Raw genomic sequence first — 25,202 nt, forward strand, 5'->3', positions numbered from 1 at the left:
ACGGGGGTGCCCGGCCGGGCGCTCCGATAAAGAGCGGATAGGGTAGGCCATTGACGATGCGGGCAAAGTCTCGAATAGCCGCGCTCCCGGCAGCTGCGGCGCTGGCCCTCGTGGCATCCTGCGGGTCCTTCGACGGCCCCGACGTGCCGCTGGAGGACCAGTCGGCCGAGCAGATCTTCCAGCGCGCCGAGTACCAGCTCGAAGTGAACCGCGCCGACGACGCGGCCGAGCTCTTCGGCGAGGTCGAGCGGCTCTACCCCTATTCCGAGCTCGCCAAGCGGGCGCTGATCATGCAGGCCTACGCCTACCACCAGGACAAGAAGTACGAGGAGGCCCGTGCCTCCGCCCAGCGCTATATCGACTTCTACCCCGCCGACGAGGACGCCGCCTATGCCCAGTACCTGCTGGCGCTGTCCTATTACGACCAGATCGACGAGGTCGGCCGCGACCAGGGCCTGACCTACCAGGCGCTGCAGGCGCTGCGCCGGGTCATCGAGAACTACCCCGACAGCGAATACGCCCGCTCCGCGGTGCTGAAATTCGACCTGGCCTTCAACCATCTCGCCGCGAAAGAGATGGAGATCGGCCGCTACTATCACCGCCGCAAGCATTGGACCGCCGGCATCAACCGGTTCCGCGTGGTGGTCGAGCAGTTCCAGACCACGACCCACACGCCCGAGGCGCTGTACCGTCTGGTCGAGGCGTACCTGGCGCTGGGGCTGGTGCAGGAGGCGCAGACCGCCGGCGCGATCCTGGGCTACAACTACCAGTCGACCGAATGGTACGACGACGCCTATACGCTGCTGACCGGCAAGGGGCTGCGGCTGGAGACGGCCGGCAACAACTGGCTCAGCCAGATCTACCGGCAGATGGTGCGCGGCGAATGGTTGTGACGGCGCCGGCGACCGGCCCCGGTGCCCGCCGCACGACGTCGCAAAGCTCCGCCCCGCCCCGGCGCTCCGCAGGGCCCGCGCCGCACTCCGCCACCCCCGACCGGCCTGCGCCGGGTCGTGCCGTCCGAGCGACCCCTGTTAGCGCTAGACTCAATAGAATCAAACACTAGACACCCCGTCCAACCTCGGACACCCGCCAAAATGCTGCGCAGCCTCGATATCCGGGACATGCTGATCATCGACCGGCTGGAGCTCGATTTCCAGCCCGGCCTGAACGTCCTGACCGGCGAGACCGGGGCCGGCAAGTCGATCCTCCTCGACAGCCTCGGCTTCGTCCTCGGCTGGCGCGGCCGGGCCGAGCTGGTCCGCGCCGGCGCCCGGCAGGGTGAGGTGACGGCGGTCTTCGAGCTGCCCCCCGGCCACCCCGCCCGCGATGTCCTGGACGAGGCCGGCCTCGACGTCTCCGACGAGCTGATCCTCCGCCGGGTCAATACCGCCGAGGGCCGCAAGACCGCCTTCGTCAACGACCGCCGCACCTCCGGCGACATCCTCCGCCGCCTCTCCGACGTCCTGGTCGAGCTTCACGGCCAGCAGGACGACCGCGGCCTCCTGAACGCCCGCGGCCACCGCGCCCTCCTCGACGACTTCGCCGGCGCGGCCGAGGCCCTCGCCGCCACCCGCGCCGCCTGGCGCGAGCAGGCGGCCGCCCGCAAGCGCCTGGCCGAGGCCGAGGCCGCCCTGGCCGAGATCCGCGAGGAGGAGGATTTCCTCCGCCACGCCGTGGCCGAGCTCGACGCCCTCGACCCCCAGCCCGGCGAGGAGGCCGAGCTCGACCAGCGCCGCCGCCTGATGCAGGCCGCCGGCCGGATCCGCGAGGACATCGCCAAGGCCCACCAGGCGCTCGGCTACGACGGGGCCGAGGGGCTGATCTCGAACGCGCTGCGCTGGCTCGAAGGGGCGATGGACCAGGCCGAGGGCCGGCTCGACGCCCCGGTCGGCGCGCTGGAACGGGCGCTCAACGCCCTCGGCGAGGCCGAGCAGGGGGTCGCCGACACGCTGGAGGCGATGGATATCGACCCCGCCGAGCTGGAGCGCGTCGAGGAGCGCCTCTTCGCCATCCGGGCCCTCGCCCGCAAGCACGGCCAGATGCCCGACGAGCTGGGCAGCTATGCCGAGACCCTGCGCGGCCAGCTCGAAGCGCTCGACGGCGGCGCGGCCGACCTCAAGGAGCTGGCGGCGGCCGTCGAGGCGGCCGAGGCAGGCTACGACCGGGCGGCGGCCGCCCTGACCGAGCTCCGCCAGGCCGCCGCGGCCCGGCTCGACGCGGCGATGGCCGAGGAACTGGCGCCGCTGAAGATGGATCGGGCCGTCTTCGAGACCAAGATCGGCGCCGCCGAGCCGGGCCCGGACGGCCGCGACGCGGTGGCCTTCACGGTGGCGACCAACCCCGGCGCCCCGGCGGGCCCCTTGAACAAGATCGCCAGCGGCGGCGAACTCAGCCGGTTCCTCTTGGCCCTGAAGGTCTGCCTGACCGGCACCGACAGCGGGCTGACCCTGATCTTCGACGAGATCGACCGCGGCGTCGGCGGCGCCACGGCCGATGCGGTCGGCCGCCGGCTGGCGGCGCTGGCCGATCAGGGGCAGGTGCTGGTGGTGACCCACTCGCCCCAGGTGGCGGCGCGGGGGCGGCATCACTGGCAGGTGGCCAAGCAGGTCAGCGACGGCGCCACGCTCAGCCGGGTGGTGCCGCTGGTGGGCGACGGAAGGGTCGACGAGATCGCCCGGATGCTCGCCGGCGACACCATCACCGAAGAGGCGAGAGGGGCCGCCAGGGCGCTGCTGGCGGGGTAGTGTCCGAGGTTGGACAGGGGGCCAACCCCCTGATACCGCTACAGATAGCGCTAACGAATCCCCGCATCCGCGCCGGTCCAGACCAGCTCCGCCCCCGCCCAGATCAGCCGCAGCGACAGGACGATCAGGATCGCGCTCAGCACCTTCGAAAACAGCGCCTCGTCGATCCGCGCCAGCATCCGCTTGCCGGTCCAGGTCCCGACGAAGCCCGCCAGAACCAGCGCCGCGATGAACCCCGCCCACACGGCGAAGGCGAAGCCCAGCACGCCGAAGGCCACGCATTTCAGCCCGTGCTGCAGCGTCATCAGCACCGCCTGCGTCGCCACGTGATCGTGCCGCGCATAGCCCTGCGCCTTGACGTAGGTCGCCACGAACGGGCCGGTCCCGCCGATGAACATGGTCAGGAAACTGGAAAACGCCCCCGCGATCAGCCCCGACCGCTTCAGGAATCCCGGCGGCCGCCCCACCACCGACCACAGGATGAAGGCGCCCACCGCGATCTGCAGCCAGCCGGGATGCAACTGCACCACGAAGGCCCCGCCCAGCCCGATGCCCAGCACCGTGCCCGCGGCGAAGGCGCCGAACAACTCCCACCGCATGTGCCGCAGGAACAGCGCCGCGCGCCCCGCGTTGGAGCCGAACTGCACGACGGCATGCACCGGGATGATCGCGGCCGGCGGCAGCAGCGTCGCCAGCACCGCCAGCATCACCCCGCCGCCGCCGATCCCGAAGGCCGCGGTGATGAAAGACGCTCCCGCACTGACAATCAGGAGCACCAGAGCTACCCAAGGCTCCAGCCCCGCGACCATGTATTCGAGCATGCACCGCCCCCCTGTGCTACCTCCCCTGCTTCTTCTGACCGAAAATATCCCAGGGGGGGGCGTTTATCGAGGCGCCATCGGTTCGAGCCCGATGGACGGCGGGGACAGCGTCCCCCCAGCGGATCGGACCGCCGCAGGCGGTCCGAAACCCCTCTCACCCCAATCCCAGCTCGTCGCAAAGCGCCATCGCCGTCATCCCGCCATCGACGGTGACGTTCTGCCCGCGCACCCAGCCGCTCTCCGGCCCGGCCAGAAAGGCGATCAGCGCCGCGATCTCGTCGGGCTGGCCGGCGCGGCCGACGCGGGCCAGCGAATGCGCCGCCCGTTCGCCGAGCGCCGCCTTGAAGTCGCCGAGGATCGGCGTGTCCACCGCCGAGGGGCTGACGCAGTTGGCGCGCATGTTCTTGGCCAGCAGCCGCTCGGTCTGGCGCAGGGTCCAGACGACGACCGCCTCCTTCGACAGGCAATAGGCGCGCAGCGGGTCGATCTGGTTGGCGGCGACGAAGTCGGGCAGGGCGGCGGGGCCGGTCAGGCCCATCAGCGCCTTCACCTGCGGCAGGTTCTGCCGCCAGTGCTCGCCCGCGCGGGAGGCGGTGGCGACGATCGAGGCGCCGGGCGCGAGCTTCGGCTCCAGCGCGCGGGCCGCGGCCATCAGGCCGAAGACGTTGACCGTTAGCAGTTCCACCGCGTTGTCCGCGCGGGGCGGCAGGCCTGCGTTCAGGATCAGCGCGTCGAACGGGCCCGCGACCTGCGCCGTCGCGTCGGCGATGGCGTCCATGTCGGACAGGTCTACGGGCAGCCAGCGGTCGACGCCGGCGGGTTCGGCGATGTCGAAGGCGGTGACGTGGTGGCCGGCCGCTTTCAGCCGGCCGACGGTGGCGGCGCCGATGCCGGAGGCGGCGCCGGTCAGGGCGATCTGCATGGCTCTGTCCTTCTCGGTCCGGCGCGAGAGTGGCGCAGGACGCGGCGGTTTGCCAGTGCGAGTTGACGCAGACGTGTCCGGGCGGCGCTTGACGCGGGGGCAGGGCGGGGCGGAAACTTCCCGGCATGGAACGAACCGCGCGCGGCCCGAGCACGGGGGGACGACGAGCCGTCGTCTCCCGTCCCCGCGCCTGCGCGCCGCCCATGGTCCTTCGGTGGCTCGCCGCGCTCCTGCTCGCGGTCCGGGTCGCGATGCTGCCGGCGGTGGCGCAGGAGGCCCGGGACTACGACGCGCTGCTGGCGGAGCTGGCGGCGGCCGACAGCCAGGCCGAGGCCGATGCGCTGGTGCCGCGGATCTGGGAGATCTGGCTGACCGCGCCGGACGCGGCGGCGCAGGAGGTGCTGGACGCGGCGCTGGCGCGGCGGCGGGCGTACGACTATCTGGGGGCGCTGCGCCATCTCGACCGGCTGGTGGCGGAGTATCCGGACTATGCCGAGGGCTGGAACCAGCGGGCGACGGTGCATTTCCTGACTGGCAACTTCGAGCGGTCGCTGGCCGATGTCGCGGAGGTGCTGAAGCGCGAGCCGCGGCATTTCGGGGCCCTGGCCGGGCGCGCGGTGATCTATTTCCAGCAGGGGCGGATCCCCTTGGCCCAGCTCGCGGTGCGCGAGGCGATGGAGGTCCATCCCTATCTGGCCGAACGCGCGATCCTGGAGGTTCCGTCGGGCGAGGATCTCTGACCGCGGCCCGCGGTTGCCCTTGCGTCAGGTCTGCGGAGGGGTCCCGAGGTCTTTGCGATGTGGCGCATTTTTCGCCGCTCCGACCGGGACTCGGGCGTCTGCCGGCCGTCGCAGGGTCCTGTTTTCCCGGGGTTTTGCGGAATTATCACGACAAATCCGGCGGGACTGTTGCGTATCTTTTATACATTTGCTTGGATGTTCTCCGAAGGGTCGGCAAACGGCCCAGGGGAAAACAGACAGGGAGCTGGGTTTGGACGCGAGCGCGAGCGATGGCGCCTTTGTCGAATTCGACCGGGTGCAGAAGAGCTACGACGGCGAGACGCTTGTCGTAAAGGACCTCAACCTCGCGATCGGAAAGGGCGAGTTCCTGACGATGCTGGGGCCCTCGGGCTCGGGCAAGACGACCTGCCTGATGATGCTCGCGGGGTTCGAGACCGCGACGCACGGGGAAATCCGGCTGGGCGGCAAGGAGATCAACAACATCCCGCCGCACAAGCGCGGCATCGGGATGGTGTTCCAGAACTACGCGCTGTTCCCGCACATGACGGTGGCCGAGAACCTGGCGTTTCCGCTGGAAGTGCGGAACATGTCGAAGTCCGAGCGCGAGCAGAAGGTCAAGCGCGCGCTGGACATGGTGCAGATGGGCGATTTCGGCGGCCGGCGGCCGGCGCAATTGTCGGGCGGCCAGCAGCAGCGGATCGCGTTGGCCCGGGCGCTGGTGTTCGAGGCGGAGCTGGTGCTGATGGACGAGCCCCTGGGCGCGCTCGACAAGCAGCTGCGCGAGCATATGCAGTTCGAGATCAAGCATATCGCCGACAATCTGGGGATTACGGTGGTCTACGTGACCCACGACCAGACCGAGGCGCTGACGATGTCGGACCGCGTGGCGGTGTTCAACGACGGCAAGATCCAGCAGCTCGCGCCGCCCGACGAGCTGTACGAAAGCCCCGAGAACAGCTTCGTCGCGCAGTTCATCGGCGAGAACAACACATTGATGGGCAAGGTCACCAAGATGAACGGCGACCGCGCCGAGGTGACGCTGGACGACGGCGAGGTGATCGACACGGTTCCGGTCAACGTGAACGGCGTGGGCGACCGCACGCTGGTGTCGATCCGGCCCGAGCGGGTGGAGTTCAACCGCGACCGTCTGCCGGCCGACGCGCATACGCTGAAGGCGGAAGTTCTGGAATTCATTTACATGGGCGATATCTATCGAACGAGGCTGCGCGTGGCGGGCAAGGACGATTTCATCGTCAAGACCCGGAACGCGCCCGACCAGCGCCGGCTGACACCCGGCGAAAAGCTGGAGATCGGCTGGCGCCCCGAGGACTGTCGCGCGCTGGATGCCTGAGCGAACCGCCCCTCCGCACGGCGACCTGCCCGGGGTCCGAGAGGGGACGGGAGTGAACGGGTAAACGACAACAGGAGAGTATCCGAATGAAACTCAAGACACTGATGCTGATGACGGGCGCTGCCGTCGCGATCACGCCGATGGCGGTCGCGCAGGACATGGCCGACAGCATGACGATCGTCAGCTGGGGCGGCGCCTATCAGAACAGCCAGCAGAAGGCCTATGCCGAGCCCTATATGGAGATGCACCCCGAGGTGGACATCGTCTGGGACGAAAGCTCCAACGAGGCGGTGGCGAAGCTCCGGGCGATGAACGAGGCCGGCAACATCACCTGGGATCTCGTGGACGTGGTCGCCTCGGACGCGATCCGTCTGTGCGACGAGGGCCTGGCGATGGAGATCGACCCCGACGACCTGCTGGCCGAGGCGCCGGACGGCACGTCGGCCGAGGATGACTTCGGCGACCTGCTGGTCTCCGACTGCTTCATCCCGCAGATCGTCTACTCCACCACCTTCGGCTACCGCACCGACATGGTGCCGGAAGGCGTCGAGCCGCCGGACGACATCTGCGACGTCTGGGACCTGGAGACCTATCCGGGGCAGCGTTCGCTGGAGAAGCGGCCGATCAACAACATGGAATGGGCACTGCTGTGCGACGGCGTGGCCAAGGACGAGATCTACGACGTCCTGGAGACCCCGGAAGGTCAGGACCGCGCGCTCGCCAAGCTGGACGAGATCAAGGACGAGGTCGTCTGGTGGTCGGCCGGCGCCGACACGCCGCAGCTGCTGGCGGACGGCGAGATCTTCATGGGCTCGACCTATAACGGCCGCCTATTCTCAGTCATCGAGGAGCAGGACCAGCCCGTCGGCATGATGTGGGACGCGCAGGTGTTCGACTTGGACGGCTGGATCATCCCGGCCGGTCTGCCGGAAGACCGCCTTGCCCGGGTGAAGGACTTCGTCAACTTCGCCACCGACACCCAGCGCCTGGCCGACCAGGCCGCCTATATCTCCTACGGCCCGGCCCGCAAGAGCTCGGCGCCGCTGGTGGGCGAGCACGCCGAACTTGGCATCCCGATGGGGCCGCATATGCCGACCGCGCCGGAGAACTCGGAAAACATCTTCGTCTACAACTACGAGTTCTGGGCCGACTATCGCGACGACATCGACGCGAAGTTCCAGGCCTGGCTGGCTCAGTAAGACGACCTACGGCGGGGCGGGGCAGATGACCCCGCCCCAGTCGCATCGGACGACCGGAGCGGGCCCCGGCACAGGGCCGGGGGCCGCTTCCACCAAAAGAAAACGAAGACCAACAGGGAACGGACAATGCCCAAGGGCTATATCATCGGCCATATCAAGGTGACCGACCCCGAGGCTTATCCCGAATACGTACGCCGCGACACGCCCATCCTGGAACGGCTGGGGGCGAAATTCGTGGTGCGCGGCGGGCGCAACGAGATTTGCGAAGGCGACTGCGGGGACCGGCACGTGGTCATCGAGTTCCCGAGCTACGAAGAGGCGTTGGCGGCCTATAACGACCCCGACTACCAGGAGGTCGCGGAGATCCGCCGGAACGCCGCCGAAAGCATCATCCTGGTGGTGGAGGGAACCGAATGAGCAAGCTCAGCAGCACCGGCGAGCAGACGGCCGACGCGCCGACGCCGGAGGACGCCTTCCACGAGTCGGCCACCCTGGAAGGGCGCGACAAGGAACCGCCGCACGGCAGCGGCGAGGGCGGCCCGGTCCTGGCGGCCGACGGCACGCCGCTGAAGCGGTCGCTGCAGCGCGCGCTCCGGCGCGAGAAGCTGCGGGCGCTGGGCCTGATCGCGCCGCTGCTGATCTTCGTTCTGGTGACCTTCATCGCGCCGATCGCGGACATGCTGTTCCGCTCGGTCGAGAACCAGATCGTGTCCGACACCCTGCCCGAGACGACCGCCACGCTGCAGAGCTGGGACTCCGCCGGCGACGACCTTCCGCCGGAAGCGGTGTTCGAGGCGCTCTATTACGACCTGTTCCTCGCCTCGGAGGCGAAGCGGCACACCCGGCTGGGCACGCGGCTGAACTACGAGGAAACCGGCCTGTCGTCGCTGTTCCGCTCGACCGGGCGCAGCCTGGACGACTATGGCGAGCTGTTCCAGGACGTCCTGGAGGATCACGACGAGATCTGGGAAAGCGCCGGGTTCTGGTACGAGATGATGGGCACGACCGGCGACGAGCCGGGCCAGCCCGAGCTGATCGAGGCGCAGCGCGACCGGCTGGAGGCGCTGACCGGCGAGCGGCAGACCGGCGAGATCGGGTTCGTCCCGGCCGCCGCCATCGGCGAGGTGCTGCCGCGCACGGCCGACGCCTACGCGGCCTTCGCGGCCTATGCGGCGCTGGAGGACGGCGATACCGTGGCCGAGGAGGAGCCCTGGGAGGCCGTCTTCGCCGCGCTGGCCAGCGATCTGCGCCGCGACGGCGCCGCCGAGGCCATCGCCGGCTATGACGGCGACGGGGCCGAGGAACTGCAGGCGGCGCTGGAACAGGCGGTGCCCGAGTTCCCGGAGACGACCTATCGCGAGTTCTTCCTCGAAGAGGACGAGGACTGGGGCAGCCTGGATGCCTGGGGCACGATCCAGGCCTACAGCCCGTCCTTCACGCCGGGCTATTTCCTGAACGCCGTGGACCTGGAACTGACCGCCGACGGCGTGTCGGCCAAGCCCGAGGGCCAGCAGATCTATGTGCTTCTGTTCCAGCGGACGCTGTTCATGAGCCTGGTGATCATGGGCTCCTGCGTGCTTCTGGGCTATCCGGTCGCCTATCTGCTGTCGAACCTGCCGATGCGGGTGTCGAACCTGCTGATGATCCTGGTGCTGCTGCCGTTCTGGACCTCGCTCCTGGTGCGGACGAGCGCATGGAAGGTGCTGTTGCAGCAGCAGGGGGTGATCAACGACATCCTCGTCTGGCTGGGGCTGGTGGCCGACGACGCGCGGCTGGTGATGATCAACAACCAGTTCGGCACCATCGTGGCGATGACGCATATCCTGCTGCCGTTCATGATCCTGCCGCTCTACTCGGTGATGAAGACCATCCCGCCGAGCTACGTGCGGGCGGCCAAGTCGCTGGGCGCGACGCCGTGGACCTCGTTCTGGCGGGTCTACTTCCCGCAGTCGATCCCGGGGATCGGGGCGGGCTGCATCCTCGTCTTCATCCTGGCCATCGGCTACTACATCACGCCGGAGCTGGTGGGCGGGACCACGGGTACGTTCATCTCGAACCGGATCGCGTACCACATCTCGTCGTCGCTCAACTGGGGCCTCGCGGCCGCGCTGGGGACGATCCTTCTGGCGGTCGTGCTGATCCTCTACTGGGTCTATGACAAGATCGTCGGCATCGACAACGTGAGCCTGGGGTGACGACCATGCAGACCATGCCAATTCCGCGCCCGCCGCTTGTAAGCTTCACCGTGCCGATGGTGGCGGCGCTGGGCGCCTTCTTCGGGCTGTTCGTCGGGATCGCCAACGGATCCGGGATACTGGGCCTGGCGATCGGCGCCGTGGCGGGCGCGGCGCTCGCCTACGGGCTGGCGAGCTATGTCGAGGACAAGCGGACCGGGCGGCTGGTGACCATCGCGGTCTTTGCCATCGTCGGGCTGATCCTGGGCGGCGTCGCGGGGCTCGTGGTGCTGGCGGTGATCGGCTTCGTGCTGGGCTGGGCCGTCTACTGGCTGGACCGGGGAACCTACCGGTCGACCATCCCGCCCTATGCGAAGTCGGGCGAGGTGTTGTGGCACAACACCTACAAGTTCATCTGCGGGCTGATCTTCTTCTTCCTGATCGCGCCGATCCTGACGATCATCCCGCTGAGCTTCAACGCCGAGAACTTCTTCACCTTCACGCCCGAGATGCTGTCCTTCGATCCCGACGGCTACTCGCTGAAGCACTACCGCGACTTCTTCGGCACCTCGGACTGGCAGCTGGCGCTGCGCAACTCGCTGATCATCGCGCCCTTCGCGACGCTGATCTCGGTGTCGCTGGGCACGCTGGCGGCGATCGGGCTGAGCCAGACGCATGTGCCGTTCCGCCGGCCGATCATGGCGATCCTGATCTCGCCGATGATCGTGCCGCTGATCATCTCGGCGACGGGCATGTTCTTCTTCTACTCGACGCTGGGCAACTGGCTGGAGGCGAATCTGGGCTTCTCGCAGTCCTTCGTGGGGTACGTGAAGATCATCCTGGCGCATGGCGTGCTGGGGGTTCCGTTCGTGATCATCACGGTGACCGCGACGCTGGTGGGCTTCGACGACTCGCTGACGCGGGCCTCGGCGAACATGGGCGCGGGGCCGGTCAGGACGTTCTTCAAGGTGCAGATGCCGCTGATCCTGCCGGGGGTGATTTCCGGGGGGCTCTTCGCCTTCATCACCTCGTTCGACGAGGTGGTCGTGGTGCTGTTCGTCGGCGCGGCGGCGCAGAAGACGCTGCCCTGGCAGATGTTCATCGGGCTGAGAGAGCAGATCTCGCCGACGATCCTGGCGGTGGCGACCATCCTGGTGGTGATCTCGATCCTGCTGCTGACGACGGTCGAGCTGTTGCGGCGCCGGTCGGAGCGGATCCGGGGGATGTCGCCCGGCTGAGCCTCCGTGTTTCGGGACGATGGAAGCCGCCCGGCACCGCGCCGGGCGGTTTTCGTTTGGGGCGCCGCGCCGTGTCACGGCAGGATGGCGAGCCAGACCCAGATCGTGCCGATCGACAGCGCCGTCGCCAGCAACAGCGCCGAGGCCGCCACGCGGCGGGCCACGCCGTAGAGATTGGCGAAGATATAGGTGTTCACTCCCGGCGCCATCGAGGCCGTCAGCACCGCCGAGCGGAGCTGGTCGGTGGACAGGCCGAAGGCGCGGCCCAGGCCGTAGGTCACCGTCGGGTGCAGGATCAGCGAGATCGCGCAGATCATCGCGATGGTGGCCATGTCGCCCTCGGGCCGGTAGCGGAACAGGATGCCGCCCAGCGCGAACAGTGCCGCCGGCAGCGCGGCGCGGCCGATCAGGTCCAGCGCGTCGCCGGCCACCGTCGGGGTCGGCAGGCCGGTGATGTTGAAGGCGAAGCCCAGCACGATCCCCAGGATCAGCCCGTTGCGGAAGATCGCCGTCAGGATCGACTTCGCCTTCTCCAGCGGGTTGGCACCGTGGGCGCGGATCAGTTCCATCACCGTCAGGCCGATGCCGTAGCAGATCGGCGCATGGACCGCGACGATGGCGAAGTTCGCCTCCAGCGCGTCGGCGCCATAGGCGCGTTCGGTGATCGGCACGCCGAGCAGCAGCGAGTTGGAGAACAGCCCGCAGAAGCCGATGGCGACCGAATCCTCCCACGGGCGGCGGAAGATCAGCCGGGCGCCGAACAGCCCCGCCAGGAACCCCGCGACGGAGCCGGTGTAGAAGCTGACATAGAGCGACAGGTTCAGCGCGCTGTCGAGGTCCATCGTCGAGATGGCGCGGAACAGCAGGCAGGGGAAGGCGAAGTTCTGGGTGAACCCCATGACGCCGTCGACCGCGGCCTCGCCGAACCAGCCGCGCCAGGCCGCGACATAGCCGAACCCGATCACCAGGAAGACCGGCAGGATGACGTCGAGCAGGGCCTGCATCAGTCGGCCGTCGCGCTGGCGGCGGGGGCGGGAGCCTCCGGCGGGGATATTTTCGACCAGAAGAAGCCGGGGGGGCGGGCCGTGGGTGTCGGCCGGGGGGGCGGTGTGGGTAGGGCCGTCCTGCGGGCGGATGGGCCGGGAGCCTCCGGCGGGAGTATTTGCGGCCAGAAGAAGCCGGGGGTGCGGGCCGTGGGTGTCGGCCGGGGGGGCGGTGTGGGCAGGGCAGTCCTGCGGGCGGATGGGCCGGGAGCCTCCGGCGGGAGTATTTGCGGCCAGAAGAAGCCTGGGGTGCGGGCTGTGGGGGTCGGCCGGGGCGTTGTGGTTGGCAGGGGCGTCGCGCGAGCGTAGGGGGTGGGAGCCTCCGGCGGGAGTATTTCGGGCCAGAAGAAGCCGGGGGTGCGGGCTGCGGGTGTCGGCCGGGGGGCCGAGATGCGCGGGCCTTCTTTGCACGGGAGGATGGCGGCGCGCGCTGGCGTCGTCATCGCTGTGGCGCGGCCCGGGTTACAGCTCATATCGGATGACCATGCCGTCATAGGCCGGGGTGACGTTGTCGGGCGTCTCGGCCTCGACCGTGGCGTAGTCCAGGTCGATATGCATGTTGGTCAGCACCGCGCGTTTCGGCGCGGCGCGTGCGATCCAGTCCAGCGACTGGTCGAGATGCGCATGGGTCGGGTGCGGCGTGCGGCGCAGCGCGTCCAGGATCCAGCAGTCGAGATCGGCGACGGCGGCCCAGGCCTCGTCGGTCATCTTCGCCACGTCCGGAAGATAGGCGAGGTCGCCGATCCGGAAGCCCAGCGCGTCGATGCTGCCGTGGCCGACCTCGAACGGGGTCAGCGTGACCGGCCCGCCGGCGCCCTCGATGGTCAGCGGGCCGTCGATCGTGTGCATGTCGAGGATCGGCGGGTAGGACGAGCCCTCGGGCTGGACGAAGGCATAGGCGAAGCGCGAATAGAGGTCGTCCTGGGTGTTGCCGTCGGCCCAGACCGGCAGGCGGCGCTTCATGTTGAACACCACCATGCGCAGATCGTCGATGCCGTGGACGTGGTCGGCGTGGCCGTGGGTGTAGACCACCGCGTCGAGCTCGCCGACGCCCGCGTCGAGCAGCTGGGCGCGCAGGTCGGGGCTGGTGTCGATCAGCACGCGGGTGGTGCCGTCGCCGGTCTCGCGTTCGACCAGCAGCGAGCAGCGGCGGCGGCTGTTCTTCGGGTTGTCCGGGTCGCAGTCGCCCCAGCGGCCCCCGAGCCTGGGAACCCCGCCCGACGAGCCGCAGCCGAGGATCGTGAAACGCAGCTCGCCGCTCACGCGGCGGCCTCCCACGTGGCGACCTTGGAGAACAGGCGTTCGAAATTCGCCTGGGTCTGCGCGGCGAAGGCGGGGTAGTCCATGCCGAAAACCTCGGCGCCGACGCGGGCGGTGTGCGCGGTATAGGCCGGCTCGTTGCGCTTGCCGCGATGCGGCGGGGGCGCGAGATAGGGGCTGTCGGTCTCCACCAGGATGCGCTCGACCGGGGCGGCGGCGAAGATGTCGCGCAGTTCCCCGGACTTGGGGAAGGCGGCGATGCCGGACATCGACAGGTAGAAGCCGAGATCCAGCGCCGTTTCCGCCAGCGCGCGGCCCGACGAGTAGCAATGCATCACGCAAGGGTAGGTGCCGGCGCGGTGTTCCTCGGACAGGATGCGCGCCATGTCGGCATCGGCGTCGCGGGCGTGGATGATCAGCGGCAGCTGGGTGTGCCGCGCGGCGGCGATGTGAAGGCGCAGGCTCTCCTGCTGGATCGCCTTGGTGTCGGCGGTGTAGTGATAGTCGAGCCCGCTCTCGCCGATGCCGACGAATTTCGGGTGGTCGGACAGCGCCACCAGCTCCTCGACCGAGGCGAGCGGTTCCTCGTGCGCGCTCATCGGGTGGGTGCCGGCGGCGTAGAAGACCGGCGCGTGCGCCTCGGCCAGCGCGCGCACCTGCGGCTCCTGCCGGAGCTTGGTGCAGATGGTGACCATGCGGGTCACGCCGGCCTCGGCCGCGCGGGCGATCAGGGCGTCGTGCTCGCCCTCGAACTGCGGGAAGTCGAGATGACAGTGGCTGTCGGTGATCTGGGGTTCGGACATACGGATTTCGGCGGATTTCCGATTCAGGCCGCCAGGCGGGCGGCCGTTTCGTGGACCTTCAGGACCATATCAAGGATGAGCGCGGCAGGGTCAAGGTTGACCGCCCGCCCGTGCCGGGCGCGTGCGCCGAGATCCTGCGCTATCTCGGCCCAGCGGCGGCTGGCGATGGAAGAAGGGGAGAGACGGGCGAGCAGGTCCGCCTCTCCCCGGGCCGCCTCCGGATCCGGGGGGCCAAGCGTGCCCGTGCGCGCGGCGCGGGCGAGAAACAGGTCGAAAAGCTCGATGAGCAGCGCGAAGCGGTCGGCGTTCTGGCGGCCGGCGACGCCGTCGGCGAGCTTGAGCGCGCGGGGGCGGTCGTTGGGGTCGGCGAGCGTGGCGACGAGGTCGGCATAGAGCTGCAGCCCGTCCAGGCCGATCAGGCGGATGGCGGCGCCGACCGAGCCCTCGGAGAGCGCGGCGAGGGCGGCGGCGTCGGGGCCGGGGTCGGCGCCGGCCTGGGCCAGCGCCTCGGCGATCTCGGGCGCGTCGAGGGAGCGGCAGCGCAGGCGGCGGCAGCGCGACAGGATCGTCGGCAGCAGGCGCGAGGGCTGGTGCGCGATCAGCAGGAGCGTGGTGTCGGCCGGGGGTTCCTCCAGCAGCTTCAGCAGCGCGTTGGCGGCCGAGGTGTTCATCTCGTCGGCGGCGTCGACGATGACCACGCGGCGGCCGCCATCGGCGGCGGAGAGCTCGAAGAAGTGCTTCAGCCGGCGCACCTCGTCGACGGTAATCTCCTGGCGCAGCCGCTCGGCCTTCTCGTCCCAGGGGCGGCGGAGGAGGAACAGGCCGGGGTCGGACAGCGCGGCGGTGCGGTGGGCGACGGGGTGGTCGGGATCGATGTCGAGCGTCGCGGGGGGCGGCGGGGCGGCGAACAGGCCGCCGCCGTCGTCCTTCGGCGTGGCCAGCAGGAAGCGGGCGATGCGCCAGGCGAGCGTCGCCTTGCCGACGCCGCGGGGGCCGGTGATCAGCCAGGCGTGGTGCATCCGGCCGGAGGTGTAGGCGTCGAGGAACGCCGCTTCGGCGGCGTCCTGTCCGATCAGCGCCCGCGTCTCGCGCGGGTGGGGGGCGCCGGGGGCGCGGTCGGCTTCGGCGGGCGCGTCGGTCACGCCAGCGCCTCCGCCAGCGTGTCGCGGACGGCGGCGGCGACGGTGTCCACCGGGGCGTTGCCGTCGATCACGCGGACACGGGCGGGGAACTCGGCGGCGAGCGCGAGGAAGCCGTCGCGCATCCGGGTCTGCAGGTCGAGGCCGAAATCCTCGAAGCGTTCCTCGTGGCCCTGCCGGCCGCGGGCGCGGGCGAGGCCGGTTGCGGGGTCCATGTCGATCAGGAGCGTCAGGTCGGGCTCGCGGCCGATCATCAGCGCGTGCAGCTTGTCGACCTTGTCGCGCAGGTTGCCGCGGGACAGGCCCTGGTACATGCGGGTGGAATCGGCGAAGCGGTCGCAGATCACCGTGCGGCCGGCGGCGAGCGACGGCTCGATCAGCCGTTCCAGGTGGTCGCGGCGGGCGGCGGTGAACAGCAGGATCTCGGTCTCGGCCGACCAGCGGTCGGGGTCGCCCTCCAGCACCAGCCGGCGGATCTCGTCGGCGCCGGGCGAGCCGCCGGGCTCGCGGGTGAGCACCACGTCGCGGCCCTCGGCGCGCAGGGCGTCGGCCAACAGGCGGGCCTGGGTCGACTTGCCCGAGCCGTCGATGCCCTCGAAGGTGATGAAGCGGCCGGCGGTCATGTGGAAAGGCGGGGCGTGCGGGTCATTGCGACGGGTTAGCCCCGGGGCGATGCGGGGTCAACTGGGCGCGCGAGCCGTTTCGAAACGGCCTGGGAGACGCGCCCTGAAAGCCGCTTGCCGGCGCTTGCGACGCGCTCGGCGCGGGCTCACTCGCAGGTGAAGCTGTCCGCCGCCATCTGGTCGTCGCCGGTATAGACCGCGTGCTGCGGCCAGGGGCAGAGCGGGCGGCCGGCGCCGGCATTGCCCGGGTCGATCTCCTCGTTCGCGGGGCGGAAGGTGGCGGTGACGGCGCCGGGGGCCGCGCCGCGCTCGACCCAGTCGACCAGCGCGCCCAGCATGTCCACCTCGTCGGGCGCGTTGCCGCCCTGGCCGTGGGGCATCCCGGGGATCGCGTAGAAGCGGACGAAGTCGGCGGCGTCCGGGTTGTTCTCGCGCAGCCGCGCGTACCAGTCGGCCGTGTCCTTGAAGGAAAACACCGGGTCCGACACGCCGTGGAACACGATCAGCTTGCCGCCCGACTCCTCCAGGCCCGACAGCGTCGGGTCGTCCGCGTTCGGCGGGGTCATCATCTCCATCGGGCTTTCGGGGAACGCCTCGGTCGTGGCGTCGATCTTCGGCGCGTCGGTGTCGAAGTCGAACCCCGTGAGATAGGCCTGAAGCTCTTCCGTCGTGCCGCCGACGCGGGTGGGGGGCGTGGTGAAGATCTGCGCCAGCGACCCCGCCCCCATCACCGCGATCAGCGGCTTGTTGTCCCAGGGCGGGATCGGGCTTTCCAGTTTCCAGAACCGCCAGTCGCCGGTGGAGATGCCGGTGTCCCAGAGCCACGAGTTGTAGAGCCGGGTGCCCGCGCTGTCGGTCGGGCCGGCGTGGATTTTCTTCAGCGCGGCGACCTTTTCGGGCGGCAGGCAGGCGCTGTTCTGACCTTCGCCGCAGGCGAGCGTGGCGGGGTCGAAGACCTCCTGGCATTCCATCGTGGCGAAGACGACGCCGTCCTCCAGCCCGTCGAGCCCGTCGCAGGCGGCGGTGATCGCGTCGGAGACCAGGGTCAGCTCGTCGCGCGAAAAGGCGGTGGCCAGGCTGTCGCCGACCGACAGGAAGGTCTGCACGTCCCAGGCGTGCTGGAGCGCGGCGCGGGGCAGGTTGAAGCCGGGATAGCCCGCCAGCAGCCCGTCGAACGCCTCGGGCATCCGTTCGGCCGCGACCATGGCGTGGCGGCCGCCATTGGACCGGCCGTAGCCATAGACGTAATCGGGCGCGCGGCCATAATAGCGCTCGACCAGCTCCAGCGCGACCGGGTGCAGCGTGGCGACCGCATCGTAGCCGTAGTCGCGCCGCGCCTCGAAATCGAGCCCGAACATGTTCGAGCCGGCAAGCCCCGCGTCAGGGTTGGCACCGCCGTCGTGGCCCGCGTCGGAGGAGACGAGGGCGAAGCCGCGCGACAGCGGTGGCTCCGAGGTGGCGACGCCCGTGCCCTCGCCGGTGGCCGGAACGACGGTGCCGTCGTTGCCGCCGTTGAACTGGTGCATGAACCGGCCCTGCCAGTCGTCCGGCAGCCGCAGCTCGAAGCGCAGCGCATAGGGCTGGCCGTCCATGCCGGTCCGCTCGTCCATCACCCCGCGCAGGCGGCAGTGGGCCACCCGGGTCTCGGCGCTGACGGGGGTATGCACGGCCTCGGTGATCGTCACGCCCGCCGGCGCGGCCGCCTCCATCGCGGTGCAGTCCTCGGCATCGGCGGCGGCCGGCCCGGCGCCCAGCCCGGCCGCAAGCCCGGCCAGCACGCTCGACCATAGCAGGAAGCGCTTGTGCATGGTTCTCCTCCCCCGACTCCGATGCCGGACGACTTTGCCCGTCGGACACCTTCAGGGTCAACTCGCTTCTGCGGGGCGTCCCGTGCTTTACGCCGCCCCGCGCGCGGGCTACACCGCTGCAATTCGATCCCGGAGAAGTGCCATGCCCGACGACCTGATCAATTCCTTCATGACCGGCCCCGACGAGAAGGGCCGTTTCGGCATCTACGGCGGGCGGTTCGTGTCCGAAACGCTGATGCCGCTGATCCTGGAGCTGGAGGCGGAATACGAGAAGGCGAAGACCGACCAGAGCTTCTGGGACGAGATGGATTTCCTCTGGAAGCACTATGTCGGCCGGCCCAGCCCGCTCTACTTCGCCGAGCGGCTGACGGAACGGCTGGGCGGCGCCAAGGTCTACTTCAAGCGCGACGAGCTGAACCATACCGGCGCGCACAAGATCAACAACGTGCTGGGGCAGATCCTGCTGGCCCGCCGCATGGGCAAGGAGCGCATCATCGCCGAGACCGGCGCCGGGCAGCACGGCGTGGCCACCGCGACGGTCTGCGCCAAGTTCGGCCTGAAATGCGTGGTTTACATGGGCGCGCATGACGTGGAACGGCAGAAGCCCAACGTGTTCCGCATGCGCCTTCTGGGCGCCGAGGTGGTGCCGGTGACCTCCGGCCGCGGCACGCTGAAGGACGCGATGAACGACGCGCTGCGCGACTGGGTGACCAATGTGCGCGACACGTTCTACTGCATCGGCACGGTGGCCGGCCCGCACCCGTACCCGGCGATGGTCCGCGACTTCCAGTCGATCATCGGCAAGGAGGCGAAGGAGCAGATGCAGGAGGCCGAGGGCCGTCTGCCCGACACCATCATCGCGGCGATCGGCGGCGGCTCGAACGCGATGGGGCTGTTCTATCCGTTCCTCGACGACAAGGAGGTGCGGATCATCGGCGTCGAGGCCGGCGGCAAGGGCGTCGACGAGAAGATGGAGCATTGCGCCTCGCTGACCGGCGGGCGCCCCGGGGTGCTGCATGGCAACCGCACGTATCTCTTGCAGGACGACGACGGGCAGATCCTGGAAGGCTTCTCGATCTCGGCGGGGCTGGATTATCCCGGCATCGGGCCGGAGCATTCCTGGCTGCACGACACCGGCCGCGCGGAGTACGTGTCGATCACCGACGCCGAGGCGCTGGAGGCGTTCCAGCTCTCCTGCGAGACCGAGGGAATCATCCCGGCGCTGGAGCCGAGCCACGCGCTGGCGCATGTGATGAAGATCGCGCCCGAGCTGCCCGGGGATCACGTCATCTGCATGAACATGTGCGGCCGCGGCGACAAGGACATCTACACCGTCGCCCGGGCGCTGGGCATGGAGATGGGCGAGGGCGACTGACCCCTCCGGAGGCCATGAACCGGAGTTCATTCGGCCTCAACCCGCGGATCAGGCGCCTCCATCGCCGGTTCATGCGGGCCGAAACGAACCGGGGGACGATGGCCCGGGCGCGGCGGCCGGGACAGGTTGGCGGTATCGGCGCAGACGAGGCGCCTCAACCGCAAACGAGATATGGAGACGAAAGATGAAACGCAGCATCCTGCTCGCCACCACCCTCGGCACCGTCCTGGCCGTCACCCCGGCCCTGGCGCAGTCCAACAGCTCTGCCGCGCCCGCACAGTCCGCGTCGAACGGCTCGGCCGCGTCGCAGAGCCAGGCGAACCGGCAGACGGCGGCGGCCCAGGGCATCGGAGAACTCATGGCCCAGCTCGAGGCCGAGGGCTATACCGAGATCAACATCCGCCGCACGCTGCTCGGGCGCTACCGGATCGAGGCGGAGAACGCCGCCCATGTCCGCGAGATCGTGATGCACCAGCAGACCGGCGAGATCCTGCGCGACGTGCTGCTGCGCGTGAAGGTGGACGCGGAGTCGGAGACCGGGGTCGGCAACGGCACCGGCAGCGGCTCGAATGGCGGCGCCTCGGTCTCGGTCGGCGCCGGCGCCGAAGTCGGTGTCGAAGCCGGCAATGGCGGGACCGGCGGGTCCGTGGACGGCTCGGTGGACGCCGACGTCGGCCTCGGGAACTGATGCCGCAGGACGCGGATACGCCGGGGGCGGGGCCGATGCCGGCCCCGCCTGCGGAGCGCGGCGGACCGGCCCGGCCGGTCACGTCGTCGCTCTCCGGCGCGTCCCTGGCGATCCTGGCCGTGATGCTGGTGCAGGTGATCTGCGCCGCGGCCTTTCTGGCGTTCTTCGTCGTCGATGTCGGCGGGCTGACCTCCACCCCGGCGCCCTACACGTTGCGCGAGATCGTGCAGATCGCCGCCGGCGTCGGATTGGTTCTGTCGATCGTGATCAACGTCTACCTGCTGCGCCGCATCCTGCGCCGCACGGGCGAGATCGAGGGCCGGCTGCGCGCCGCCCGCGGCGCGTTCGGCGAGCTGCTCGACGAGGAATTCCGCCAGTGGGGGCTGACCCCGGCCGAGCGCGAGGTCTGCCTGTTCGCCCTGAAGGGCTGTTCGAACGGAGAGATCGCCAAGATGACCGGCAAGAGCGAAGGCACCGTCAAGTCCCAGACGAATGCCGTGTTTCGCAAGGCCGGTGTGACCGGACGGATCCAGTTGATGAGTTACTTCGTCGACGAGCTGATCGGCGGGCCGCTTTCCCCGGGCGCGGGGTCCGCGCGGACCCCGGACTCAGGCGGCTGACCGTCCGGACGGCCCGCGGGTCTCCCCGCCCGCGGGCCTTCAGGCGGCCACATAGCGCTGCAGGATCTCCAGCGGCACGATCTCCAGCGCGCGGCGGTGGGTGGCCTCCAGATTGACTTGCGGCGCGCAGCCCTCGTCATGCGCCTGCAGGAAGCGGGCGGCGCAGAGGCACCAGCTGTCGCCGGGCTTCAGGCCGGGAAAGCCGAATTCCGGCCGCGGACTGGACAGGTCGTTGCCGACATATTTCGAGAAGGCGAGGAACTCGGCGGTCATCACCGCGCAGACGGTGTGCGAGCCCGCGTCGCGGTCGCAGGTGTCGCACTGGCCATTTCGGAAGAAGCCGGTGAGCGGGTCGGCCGAGCAAAGGGCGAGTCTGCGCCCCATCACGTTCGTCGACGGGTCCTTGTCCATGGGCGGGCCTCCTTCGGCTGCGGCAGGGGAAAGGGTAGGCGCCGGCGGGGTCGGATCAAGCGCCCGGCGCCCGGTGGCGCAGCGCGTCGCGCAGGCTCACCGGAACCGGTCCACCAGCTTCTGCAGGGCCGAGCGGTCGTCGGGCTCTTCTTCCGGCGCCGGTTGCGATTCGGGGCTCGGTTCGGATTTCGCGGCCGGTGTCATCTCGGGCCCCGTGGGCTCTGGGCGCGCGGGGGCCGTGCGCAAGGCGACGGCGTTCATGAAGCGCCCGGTGTCGCCGCGGGCGAGCTCCGGCGCGCCGTCGGCGATGCCGCGCAGGAGGTCGTCGAGCCAGTCGGCGTCGGACTTGTGGAAGTCGTGCAGGACATAGTGCGAGACGGCGTCCTTGTGGCCGGGATGGCCGATGCCGAGGCGCACGCGTGTGTAGTCGGGGCCGATCTGGGCGTGCAGCGAGCGCAGGCCGTTATGGCCGGCATGGCCGCCGCCGGTCTTCACCCGGCACTTGCCCGGCGCGAGGTCCAGCTCGTCGTGGAAGACGATGATATCGGCGGGCTCCAGCTTGTAGAACTTGGCCGCCGCGGCGACGGCGTTGCCGGAGAGGTTCATGTAGGTCTCGGGCTTCAGCAGCAGCACCTTGTCGGCGCCGAGCCGCCCCTCGCTGAGCTGGCCCTGGAACTTCGACCGCCAGGGGCCGAAGCCGTGATCCTCGGCGATGCGGTCCACCGCCATGAAGCCGATGTTGTGCCGGTTGCGGGCGTATTTGGCGCCCGGGTTGCCGAGCCCGACGAAGAGGCGCATGGCGGACACTCCCTGCTGCGGTTGCGGGTCGTCTTAGTGCGGCCGGGGCGCGGCGGCAATGCCGCAATCGGTACGGGTCGCCGGGGCGCAGGCTTAGCCGCCGATCCAAAAATATCACAAAACGAACATTGTAGTCGAATTATTGCGATAGATTTGCGATGGAAGGACAGAAAAACGACAACGGGGCCCGCAGGCCCCGTCGCATCTGTCTCTCGAAAGGCGGGGGACGATTACTCGTCCTCTTCCTCGCCCTGCTCGGTGGTGGGCACCTCGTCGGCGGCCACCTCGTCGCCCTCGTCCTCGTCCTCGTCGGAGCGCAGGCCGCTGGGCGCGGTGACGTTGGCGATGACGAAGTCGCGGTCGATGGTCGGCTTGGCGCCGGCCGGCAGGTCGACCGACGAGATCGTCGCGGTGTCGCCGATGTTCAGCCCCGAGATGTCGACGGTGATGTGATCGGGGATGTCGCCCGCGGTCACCACCAGCTCGACTTCCGGCCGCACGACCGTCAGCACGCCGCCCTTGCGCAGGCCGGGGCACTCGTCTTCGCCGACGAACTCCACCGGGATGAAGAGGTTGATCTTCGTGCTCCGGCGCAGGCGCAGGAAGTCGACATGCATCGGCAGGTCCTTGACGATGTCGCGCTGCACGGCGCGGCAGATCACCCGGACATCCTCGTGCCCGTCGACCTTCATGTTGAACAGCGTCGACAGGAAGCGGCCCGCCTTCAGGCGCTTGCGCAGGTCGTGATAGTGGAGGTTGATCGGCAGCGGGTCGACCCCGCCGCCATAGACGATACCAGGCACCTGGTGTTCACGGCGTGCTTGACGGGCGGCCCCCTTGCCTGTCCCCGTCCGTTCCGTGGCGATGAGATCGGGAATCTCGCCGGCCATGTTCGGTTCTCCTAAATCAGCGTTATGGGGCATCCTCCAAGGGTGTATGCCCCGATGAAGCGCCGCCTATAGGGCATCCGCGGCGCGTTGGAAAGGGCGTTTTTGACGCGGCGGCGGGCTTGGCCTTTGCCGGGGGCAGGGCTAGGGTCGCGGCCGCGTTACCGCAAACGGGACCTCCCGCCATGTCCGTGATCTCTGCCCTGCGCCTGTCGCGCGCCCCGGCTGCCGGCCTGATGGCGGTGGGGGTTCTGTGGGGCAGCTTCGCCGCGCTGGTGCCCGACATCAAGGCCCGCGTCGGCGTCTCTGATGCCGAGCTGGGCGTGGCGCTTCTGATGTCGGCGCTGGGCGGGCTGATCTCGCTCTGGGCCGCGCCCTGGATCACGGCGCGGCTGGGGCGGCGGGCGCTGCCGGTCCTGGGCGCGCTGGTGGTGGTCGCGATCCTGCTGCCGGTCCTGCCACAGCGGGTCTGGACGCTGGGGCTGGCGCTGTTCGGCATGGGGGTGGCGGTGGCGCTTCTGGACATCGCCTCGAACGTGCGGATCAGCGCGCTGGAGGCGCGGCACGGCCGCCACCTGATGAACGTGAACCACGCGATGTTCTCCTTCGCCTTCGCCGGCGCCGCCTGGATCTGCGGGATGGCGCGGCAGGCGGGCGGCGGGCCGGCGCAGATCCTGCCGGCGATGGCGCTGGTCGTGGCCGCGCTGATCCTGGCGATGCGCGCGCCGCGCGGCGCGGGCGCCGGGGCGGCGCCGGTGGCGACGGAGCCGGCGGGGCGCGCGCCCTGGGGGGCGATCGCGCTGACCGGGCTGGTGATGTTTTGTTCCTTCATCGGCGAGAACGCGACCGAGGCGTGGTCGGCGCTGCATATCGAGCGCACGCTGGGCGCCGAGGCGGGACATGGCAGCTTCGGCCCCGCGACGCTGGGGCTCGTCATGGGGATCGGCCGGATGTCGGGTCAGCTGCTGACCGCGCGGTTCGGCGACGCCAGGCTGATCTTCGGCTCCGCGCTGCTGGGGATCGTCGGCGCGCTGACGCTGGCCGCCGCGCCGACGGTGCCGGTGGCGATCGCCGGCGTGGCGATCACCGGGCTGGGCATGGCCGTCATCGTGCCCTCGGCCAACTCGATCCTCGGCGCGCGGGTGACCGAGGCGCAGCGCAGCCACGCGATCTCGCGCGCGTGGATGTTCGGGGTCGTGGGGTTCTTCGTCGGCCCGTCGATGATGGGCGGCATCGCCGAGCTGTTCGGGCTGCGGATGTCCTTCGTGGCCGTCGCGGTCATCGTGGCGCTGATCGTCCCGGCGATCTGGGCGCTGTCCGGCCGGCGGCGGGCGCAGGTGGCCGCTCGTCAGCCCTGACGGGCCTTCTCGCCGGGCTCAGGCGCTCTGCCAGCGGCCCTCGAAATCCTCCGGCACCAGCAGGACATCGCGGTCGAGATCGGTGACCCGGCGTCGGCCGCAGAGCGCCATCGACACGTCGAGCTCCTTGCGGATCACCTCCAGCGCCGCGGTCACGCCCTTCTGCCCCATCGCGCCCAGCCCGTAGACGAAGGCGCGGCCGATATAGGTGCCCTTGGCCCCCATCGCCAGCGCCTTCAGCACGTCCTGGCCGGAGCGGATGCCGCTGTCGAGATGCACCTCGACCTTGTCGCCGACAGCGTCGAGGATCGACGGCAGCACGCGGATCGAGGACAGCGCGCCGTCGAGCTGGCGGCCGCCGTGGTTCGACACGACGATCGCGTCGGCGCCGACATCGGCGGCCATCTTCGCATCCTCGGCGTCGAGGATGCCCTTGAGGATCAGCGGGCCGTCCCACAGCCGCTTGATCTCCTTCACCTTCTCCCAGTCGAGCGCCGGATCGAAGCTTTCCGCCGTCCAGGACATCAGCGACGACAGGTTCGACACGCCTTTCGCGTGGCCGACGATATTGCCGAAGCTGCGGCGCGGCGTCTTCATCATCGCCATGCCCCAGGCCCATTTGGTCGACAGGTCCAGAAGGTTGGCCGGCGTCGGTTTCAGCGGGATGGTCAGGCCGTTCTTGTGGTCCCTGTGCCGCTGGCCCAGGATCTGCAGATCGAGGGTCAGCACCAGGGCCGAGCATTTCGCCGCCTTCGCGCGCTCGATCAGGCGGACGACGAAGTCCCAGTCGCGCATGACGTAGAGCTGGAACCAGAACGGCTTGTCGACATGTTCGGCCACGTCCTCGATGGAGCAGACCGACATCGTCGACAGGGTGAACTGCGTGCCGAAGGCATGCGCCGCGCGGCAGGCGAGGATCTCGCCGTCGGCCCATTGCATCCCGGTCGAGCCGACGGGCGCCAGCGCCACGGGCATCGACACGTCCTGGCCGATCATCGTGCTCTCCGTCGACCGGCCGGTCATGTCGACCGCGACGCGCTGCCGCAGGCGGATGTCGTCGAAATCCGAGGAGTTCTCGCGGAAGGTCTGTTCCGTCCAGCTGCCGGATTCGCAGTAGTCGTAGAACATCTTCGGCACCCGGTGGCGATAGATGCGCTTGAGGTCCTCGATTTCGGTGATGACGGGCATGCGGTTCCTCCC

The 25,202-nt window shown here is 69.6% G+C and carries 24 protein-coding genes; 12 read left to right on the top strand and 12 right to left on the bottom strand.

The window, feature by feature from the left end:
* The first annotated feature begins 56 nt into the window (after positions 1 to 56).
* Entirely contained in the window at positions 57 to 893 is an 837-nt protein-coding gene (locus P1J78_RS03315) for an outer membrane protein assembly factor BamD (RefSeq protein ID WP_275565902.1), read from the top strand.
* A gap of 201 nt (positions 894 to 1,094) precedes the next feature.
* Entirely contained in the window at positions 1,095 to 2,744 is a 1,650-nt protein-coding gene (recN, locus tag P1J78_RS03320; protein WP_275565903.1) for a DNA repair protein RecN, read from the top strand.
* A 50-nt stretch (positions 2,745 to 2,794) separates the two neighbouring features.
* Here the strand turns inward: recN and P1J78_RS03325 are convergent, their stop codons facing one another.
* Together P1J78_RS03325 and P1J78_RS03330 are read right to left on the bottom strand one after the other, a co-directional pair.
* Positions 2,795 to 3,565: a sulfite exporter TauE/SafE family protein gene (locus P1J78_RS03325; RefSeq protein WP_275565904.1), complete on the bottom strand. Its 771-nt coding sequence runs from the start codon at positions 3,563 to 3,565 to the stop codon at positions 2,795 to 2,797.
* 154 nt (positions 3,566 to 3,719) lie between these two features.
* On the bottom strand, positions 3,720 to 4,487 hold the full coding sequence (locus tag P1J78_RS03330) for an SDR family oxidoreductase (protein ID WP_275565905.1): 768 nt from the start codon (positions 4,485 to 4,487) through the stop codon (positions 3,720 to 3,722).
* A 203-nt stretch (positions 4,488 to 4,690) separates the two neighbouring features.
* Between P1J78_RS03330 and P1J78_RS03335 the strand changes: the two genes are divergently transcribed.
* The 6 genes from P1J78_RS03335 (at position 4,691) to P1J78_RS03360 (ending at position 11,189) form a co-directional block, all read left to right on the top strand.
* On the top strand, positions 4,691 to 5,227 hold the full coding sequence (locus P1J78_RS03335; RefSeq protein ID WP_275565906.1) for a tetratricopeptide repeat protein: 537 nt from the start codon (positions 4,691 to 4,693) through the stop codon (positions 5,225 to 5,227).
* 250 nt (positions 5,228 to 5,477) lie between these two features.
* On the top strand, positions 5,478 to 6,578 hold the full coding sequence (locus P1J78_RS03340; RefSeq protein WP_275565907.1) for an ABC transporter ATP-binding protein: 1,101 nt from the start codon (positions 5,478 to 5,480) through the stop codon (positions 6,576 to 6,578).
* A gap of 86 nt (positions 6,579 to 6,664) precedes the next feature.
* Complete coding sequence (locus P1J78_RS03345; protein ID WP_275565908.1) at positions 6,665 to 7,777, top strand: extracellular solute-binding protein; 1,113 nt, start codon at positions 6,665 to 6,667, stop codon at positions 7,775 to 7,777.
* Between the two features lie 126 nt (positions 7,778 to 7,903).
* Positions 7,904 to 8,194 carry a DUF1330 domain-containing protein gene (locus tag P1J78_RS03350; protein WP_275565909.1) on the top strand — a complete coding sequence of 97 codons (291 nt, stop codon included), beginning with the start codon at positions 7,904 to 7,906 and terminating at the stop codon, positions 8,192 to 8,194.
* Positions 8,191 to 9,972, top strand: coding sequence for an ABC transporter permease (locus tag P1J78_RS03355; RefSeq protein WP_275565910.1), 1,782 nt, complete (start codon positions 8,191 to 8,193; stop codon positions 9,970 to 9,972). The genes P1J78_RS03350 and P1J78_RS03355 overlap by 4 nt, the downstream gene beginning before the upstream one ends.
* Before the next feature lie 14 nt (positions 9,973 to 9,986).
* Entirely contained in the window at positions 9,987 to 11,189 is a 1,203-nt protein-coding gene (locus P1J78_RS03360) for an ABC transporter permease (RefSeq protein WP_374213150.1), read from the top strand.
* Between the two features lie 74 nt (positions 11,190 to 11,263).
* On the opposite strand, the gene P1J78_RS03365 is transcribed toward P1J78_RS03360, so the two are convergent.
* The 6 genes from P1J78_RS03365 to P1J78_RS03390 form a co-directional block, all read right to left on the bottom strand.
* Positions 11,264 to 12,193, bottom strand: coding sequence for an AEC family transporter (locus P1J78_RS03365; protein WP_275565912.1), 930 nt, complete (start codon positions 12,191 to 12,193; stop codon positions 11,264 to 11,266).
* A 501-nt stretch (positions 12,194 to 12,694) separates the two neighbouring features.
* Positions 12,695 to 13,495 carry an MBL fold metallo-hydrolase gene (locus tag P1J78_RS03370; protein WP_275565913.1) on the bottom strand — a complete coding sequence of 267 codons (801 nt, stop codon included), beginning with the start codon at positions 13,493 to 13,495 and terminating at the stop codon, positions 12,695 to 12,697.
* Complete coding sequence (locus P1J78_RS03375; protein WP_275565914.1) at positions 13,492 to 14,295, bottom strand: TatD family hydrolase; 804 nt, start codon at positions 14,293 to 14,295, stop codon at positions 13,492 to 13,494. Before P1J78_RS03375 ends, P1J78_RS03370 begins: the two co-directional genes overlap by 4 nt.
* 23 nt (positions 14,296 to 14,318) lie before the next feature.
* A complete protein-coding gene (locus tag P1J78_RS03380; RefSeq protein WP_275565915.1) occupies positions 14,319 to 15,437 on the bottom strand; it encodes a DNA polymerase III subunit delta' in 1,119 nt (372 codons plus the stop codon).
* The gene (gene tmk / locus P1J78_RS03385) at positions 15,434 to 16,057 is read right to left on the bottom strand and encodes a dTMP kinase (RefSeq protein WP_275565916.1); all 624 of its coding nucleotides are present in this window, start codon (positions 16,055 to 16,057) and stop codon (positions 15,434 to 15,436) included. Before tmk ends, P1J78_RS03380 begins: the two co-directional genes overlap by 4 nt.
* Positions 16,058 to 16,203: 146 nt before the next feature.
* The gene (locus tag P1J78_RS03390; protein WP_275565917.1) at positions 16,204 to 17,865 is read right to left on the bottom strand and encodes a tannase/feruloyl esterase family alpha/beta hydrolase; all 1,662 of its coding nucleotides are present in this window, start codon (positions 17,863 to 17,865) and stop codon (positions 16,204 to 16,206) included.
* A 142-nt stretch (positions 17,866 to 18,007) separates the two neighbouring features.
* Here P1J78_RS03390 and trpB point away from each other — a divergent pair, with 142 nt between their 5' ends.
* The 3 genes from trpB (at position 18,008) to P1J78_RS03405 (ending at position 20,548) form a co-directional block, all read left to right on the top strand.
* Positions 18,008 to 19,240, top strand: coding sequence for a tryptophan synthase subunit beta (gene trpB / locus P1J78_RS03395; RefSeq protein WP_275565918.1), 1,233 nt, complete (start codon positions 18,008 to 18,010; stop codon positions 19,238 to 19,240).
* A 184-nt stretch (positions 19,241 to 19,424) separates the two neighbouring features.
* The gene (locus P1J78_RS03400; RefSeq protein ID WP_275565919.1) at positions 19,425 to 19,928 is read left to right on the top strand and encodes a hypothetical protein; all 504 of its coding nucleotides are present in this window, start codon (positions 19,425 to 19,427) and stop codon (positions 19,926 to 19,928) included.
* Positions 19,928 to 20,548 (top strand): helix-turn-helix transcriptional regulator, encoded by a 621-nt coding sequence (locus P1J78_RS03405; RefSeq protein ID WP_275565920.1) that lies wholly within the window; start codon positions 19,928 to 19,930, stop codon positions 20,546 to 20,548. Before P1J78_RS03400 ends, P1J78_RS03405 begins: the two co-directional genes overlap by 1 nt.
* Before the next feature lie 39 nt (positions 20,549 to 20,587).
* Here the strand turns inward: P1J78_RS03405 and P1J78_RS03410 are convergent, their stop codons facing one another.
* The 3 genes from P1J78_RS03410 to P1J78_RS03420 all read right to left on the bottom strand — a co-directional run bounded on the left by P1J78_RS03410 (position 20,588) and on the right by P1J78_RS03420 (position 22,647).
* Entirely contained in the window at positions 20,588 to 20,959 is a 372-nt protein-coding gene (locus tag P1J78_RS03410; RefSeq protein WP_275565921.1) for a DUF2237 family protein, read from the bottom strand.
* A gap of 96 nt (positions 20,960 to 21,055) precedes the next feature.
* Positions 21,056 to 21,757 carry an aminoacyl-tRNA hydrolase gene (gene pth / locus P1J78_RS03415; RefSeq protein WP_275565922.1) on the bottom strand — a complete coding sequence of 234 codons (702 nt, stop codon included), beginning with the start codon at positions 21,755 to 21,757 and terminating at the stop codon, positions 21,056 to 21,058.
* Positions 21,758 to 21,987: 230 nt separating this feature from the next.
* Positions 21,988 to 22,647: a 50S ribosomal protein L25/general stress protein Ctc gene (locus P1J78_RS03420; RefSeq protein WP_275565923.1), complete on the bottom strand. Its 660-nt coding sequence runs from the start codon at positions 22,645 to 22,647 to the stop codon at positions 21,988 to 21,990.
* 182 nt (positions 22,648 to 22,829) lie between these two features.
* On the opposite strand from P1J78_RS03420, the gene P1J78_RS03425 reads away from it, so the two are divergent.
* Positions 22,830 to 24,002, top strand: a complete 1,173-nt coding sequence (locus P1J78_RS03425) for an MFS transporter (RefSeq protein ID WP_275565924.1) — start codon at positions 22,830 to 22,832, stop codon at positions 24,000 to 24,002.
* Positions 24,003 to 24,020: 18 nt separating this feature from the next.
* Here the strand turns inward: P1J78_RS03425 and P1J78_RS03430 are convergent, their stop codons facing one another.
* Positions 24,021 to 25,190, bottom strand: coding sequence for an alpha-hydroxy acid oxidase (locus P1J78_RS03430; RefSeq protein ID WP_275565925.1), 1,170 nt, complete (start codon positions 25,188 to 25,190; stop codon positions 24,021 to 24,023).
* Positions 25,191 to 25,202 lie beyond the last annotated feature (12 nt).

This window comes from Psychromarinibacter sediminicola, assembly GCF_029168335.1.
GTDB lineage: Bacteria > Pseudomonadota > Alphaproteobacteria > Rhodobacterales > Rhodobacteraceae > Psychromarinibacter > Psychromarinibacter sediminicola.

Excerpts from the sequence above, each read along its gene's own strand:
- P1J78_RS03410 (WP_275565921.1), bottom strand. The coding sequence starts at position 20,959 with ATGGACAAGGACCCGTCGACGAACGTGATGGGGCGCAGACTCGCCCTT.
- P1J78_RS03365 (WP_275565912.1), bottom strand. The coding sequence starts at position 12,193 with ATGCAGGCCCTGCTCGACGTCATCCTGCCGGTCTTCCTGGTGATCGGG.
- P1J78_RS03430 (WP_275565925.1), bottom strand. The coding sequence starts at position 25,190 with ATGCCCGTCATCACCGAAATCGAGGACCTCAAGCGCATCTATCGCCAC.
- P1J78_RS03345 (WP_275565908.1), top strand. The coding sequence starts at position 6,665 with ATGAAACTCAAGACACTGATGCTGATGACGGGCGCTGCCGTCGCGATC.
- P1J78_RS03420 (WP_275565923.1), bottom strand. The coding sequence starts at position 22,647 with ATGGCCGGCGAGATTCCCGATCTCATCGCCACGGAACGGACGGGGACA.
- P1J78_RS03375 (WP_275565914.1), bottom strand. The coding sequence starts at position 14,295 with ATGTCCGAACCCCAGATCACCGACAGCCACTGTCATCTCGACTTCCCG.
- P1J78_RS03425 (WP_275565924.1), top strand. The coding sequence starts at position 22,830 with ATGTCCGTGATCTCTGCCCTGCGCCTGTCGCGCGCCCCGGCTGCCGGC.
- recN (WP_275565903.1), top strand. The coding sequence starts at position 1,095 with ATGCTGCGCAGCCTCGATATCCGGGACATGCTGATCATCGACCGGCTG.
- P1J78_RS03315 (WP_275565902.1), top strand. The coding sequence starts at position 57 with ATGCGGGCAAAGTCTCGAATAGCCGCGCTCCCGGCAGCTGCGGCGCTG.
- trpB (WP_275565918.1), top strand. The coding sequence starts at position 18,008 with ATGCCCGACGACCTGATCAATTCCTTCATGACCGGCCCCGACGAGAAG.
- P1J78_RS03390 (WP_275565917.1), bottom strand. The coding sequence starts at position 17,865 with ATGCACAAGCGCTTCCTGCTATGGTCGAGCGTGCTGGCCGGGCTTGCG.
- P1J78_RS03405 (WP_275565920.1), top strand. The coding sequence starts at position 19,928 with ATGCCGCAGGACGCGGATACGCCGGGGGCGGGGCCGATGCCGGCCCCG.
- P1J78_RS03355 (WP_275565910.1), top strand. The coding sequence starts at position 8,191 with ATGAGCAAGCTCAGCAGCACCGGCGAGCAGACGGCCGACGCGCCGACG.
- P1J78_RS03330 (WP_275565905.1), bottom strand. The coding sequence starts at position 4,487 with ATGCAGATCGCCCTGACCGGCGCCGCCTCCGGCATCGGCGCCGCCACC.
- P1J78_RS03350 (WP_275565909.1), top strand. The coding sequence starts at position 7,904 with ATGCCCAAGGGCTATATCATCGGCCATATCAAGGTGACCGACCCCGAG.
- P1J78_RS03360 (WP_374213150.1), top strand. The coding sequence starts at position 9,987 with ATGCCAATTCCGCGCCCGCCGCTTGTAAGCTTCACCGTGCCGATGGTG.
- P1J78_RS03335 (WP_275565906.1), top strand. The coding sequence starts at position 4,691 with ATGGTCCTTCGGTGGCTCGCCGCGCTCCTGCTCGCGGTCCGGGTCGCG.
- P1J78_RS03325 (WP_275565904.1), bottom strand. The coding sequence starts at position 3,565 with ATGCTCGAATACATGGTCGCGGGGCTGGAGCCTTGGGTAGCTCTGGTG.
- tmk (WP_275565916.1), bottom strand. The coding sequence starts at position 16,057 with ATGACCGCCGGCCGCTTCATCACCTTCGAGGGCATCGACGGCTCGGGC.
- P1J78_RS03400 (WP_275565919.1), top strand. The coding sequence starts at position 19,425 with ATGAAACGCAGCATCCTGCTCGCCACCACCCTCGGCACCGTCCTGGCC.
- pth (WP_275565922.1), bottom strand. The coding sequence starts at position 21,757 with ATGCGCCTCTTCGTCGGGCTCGGCAACCCGGGCGCCAAATACGCCCGC.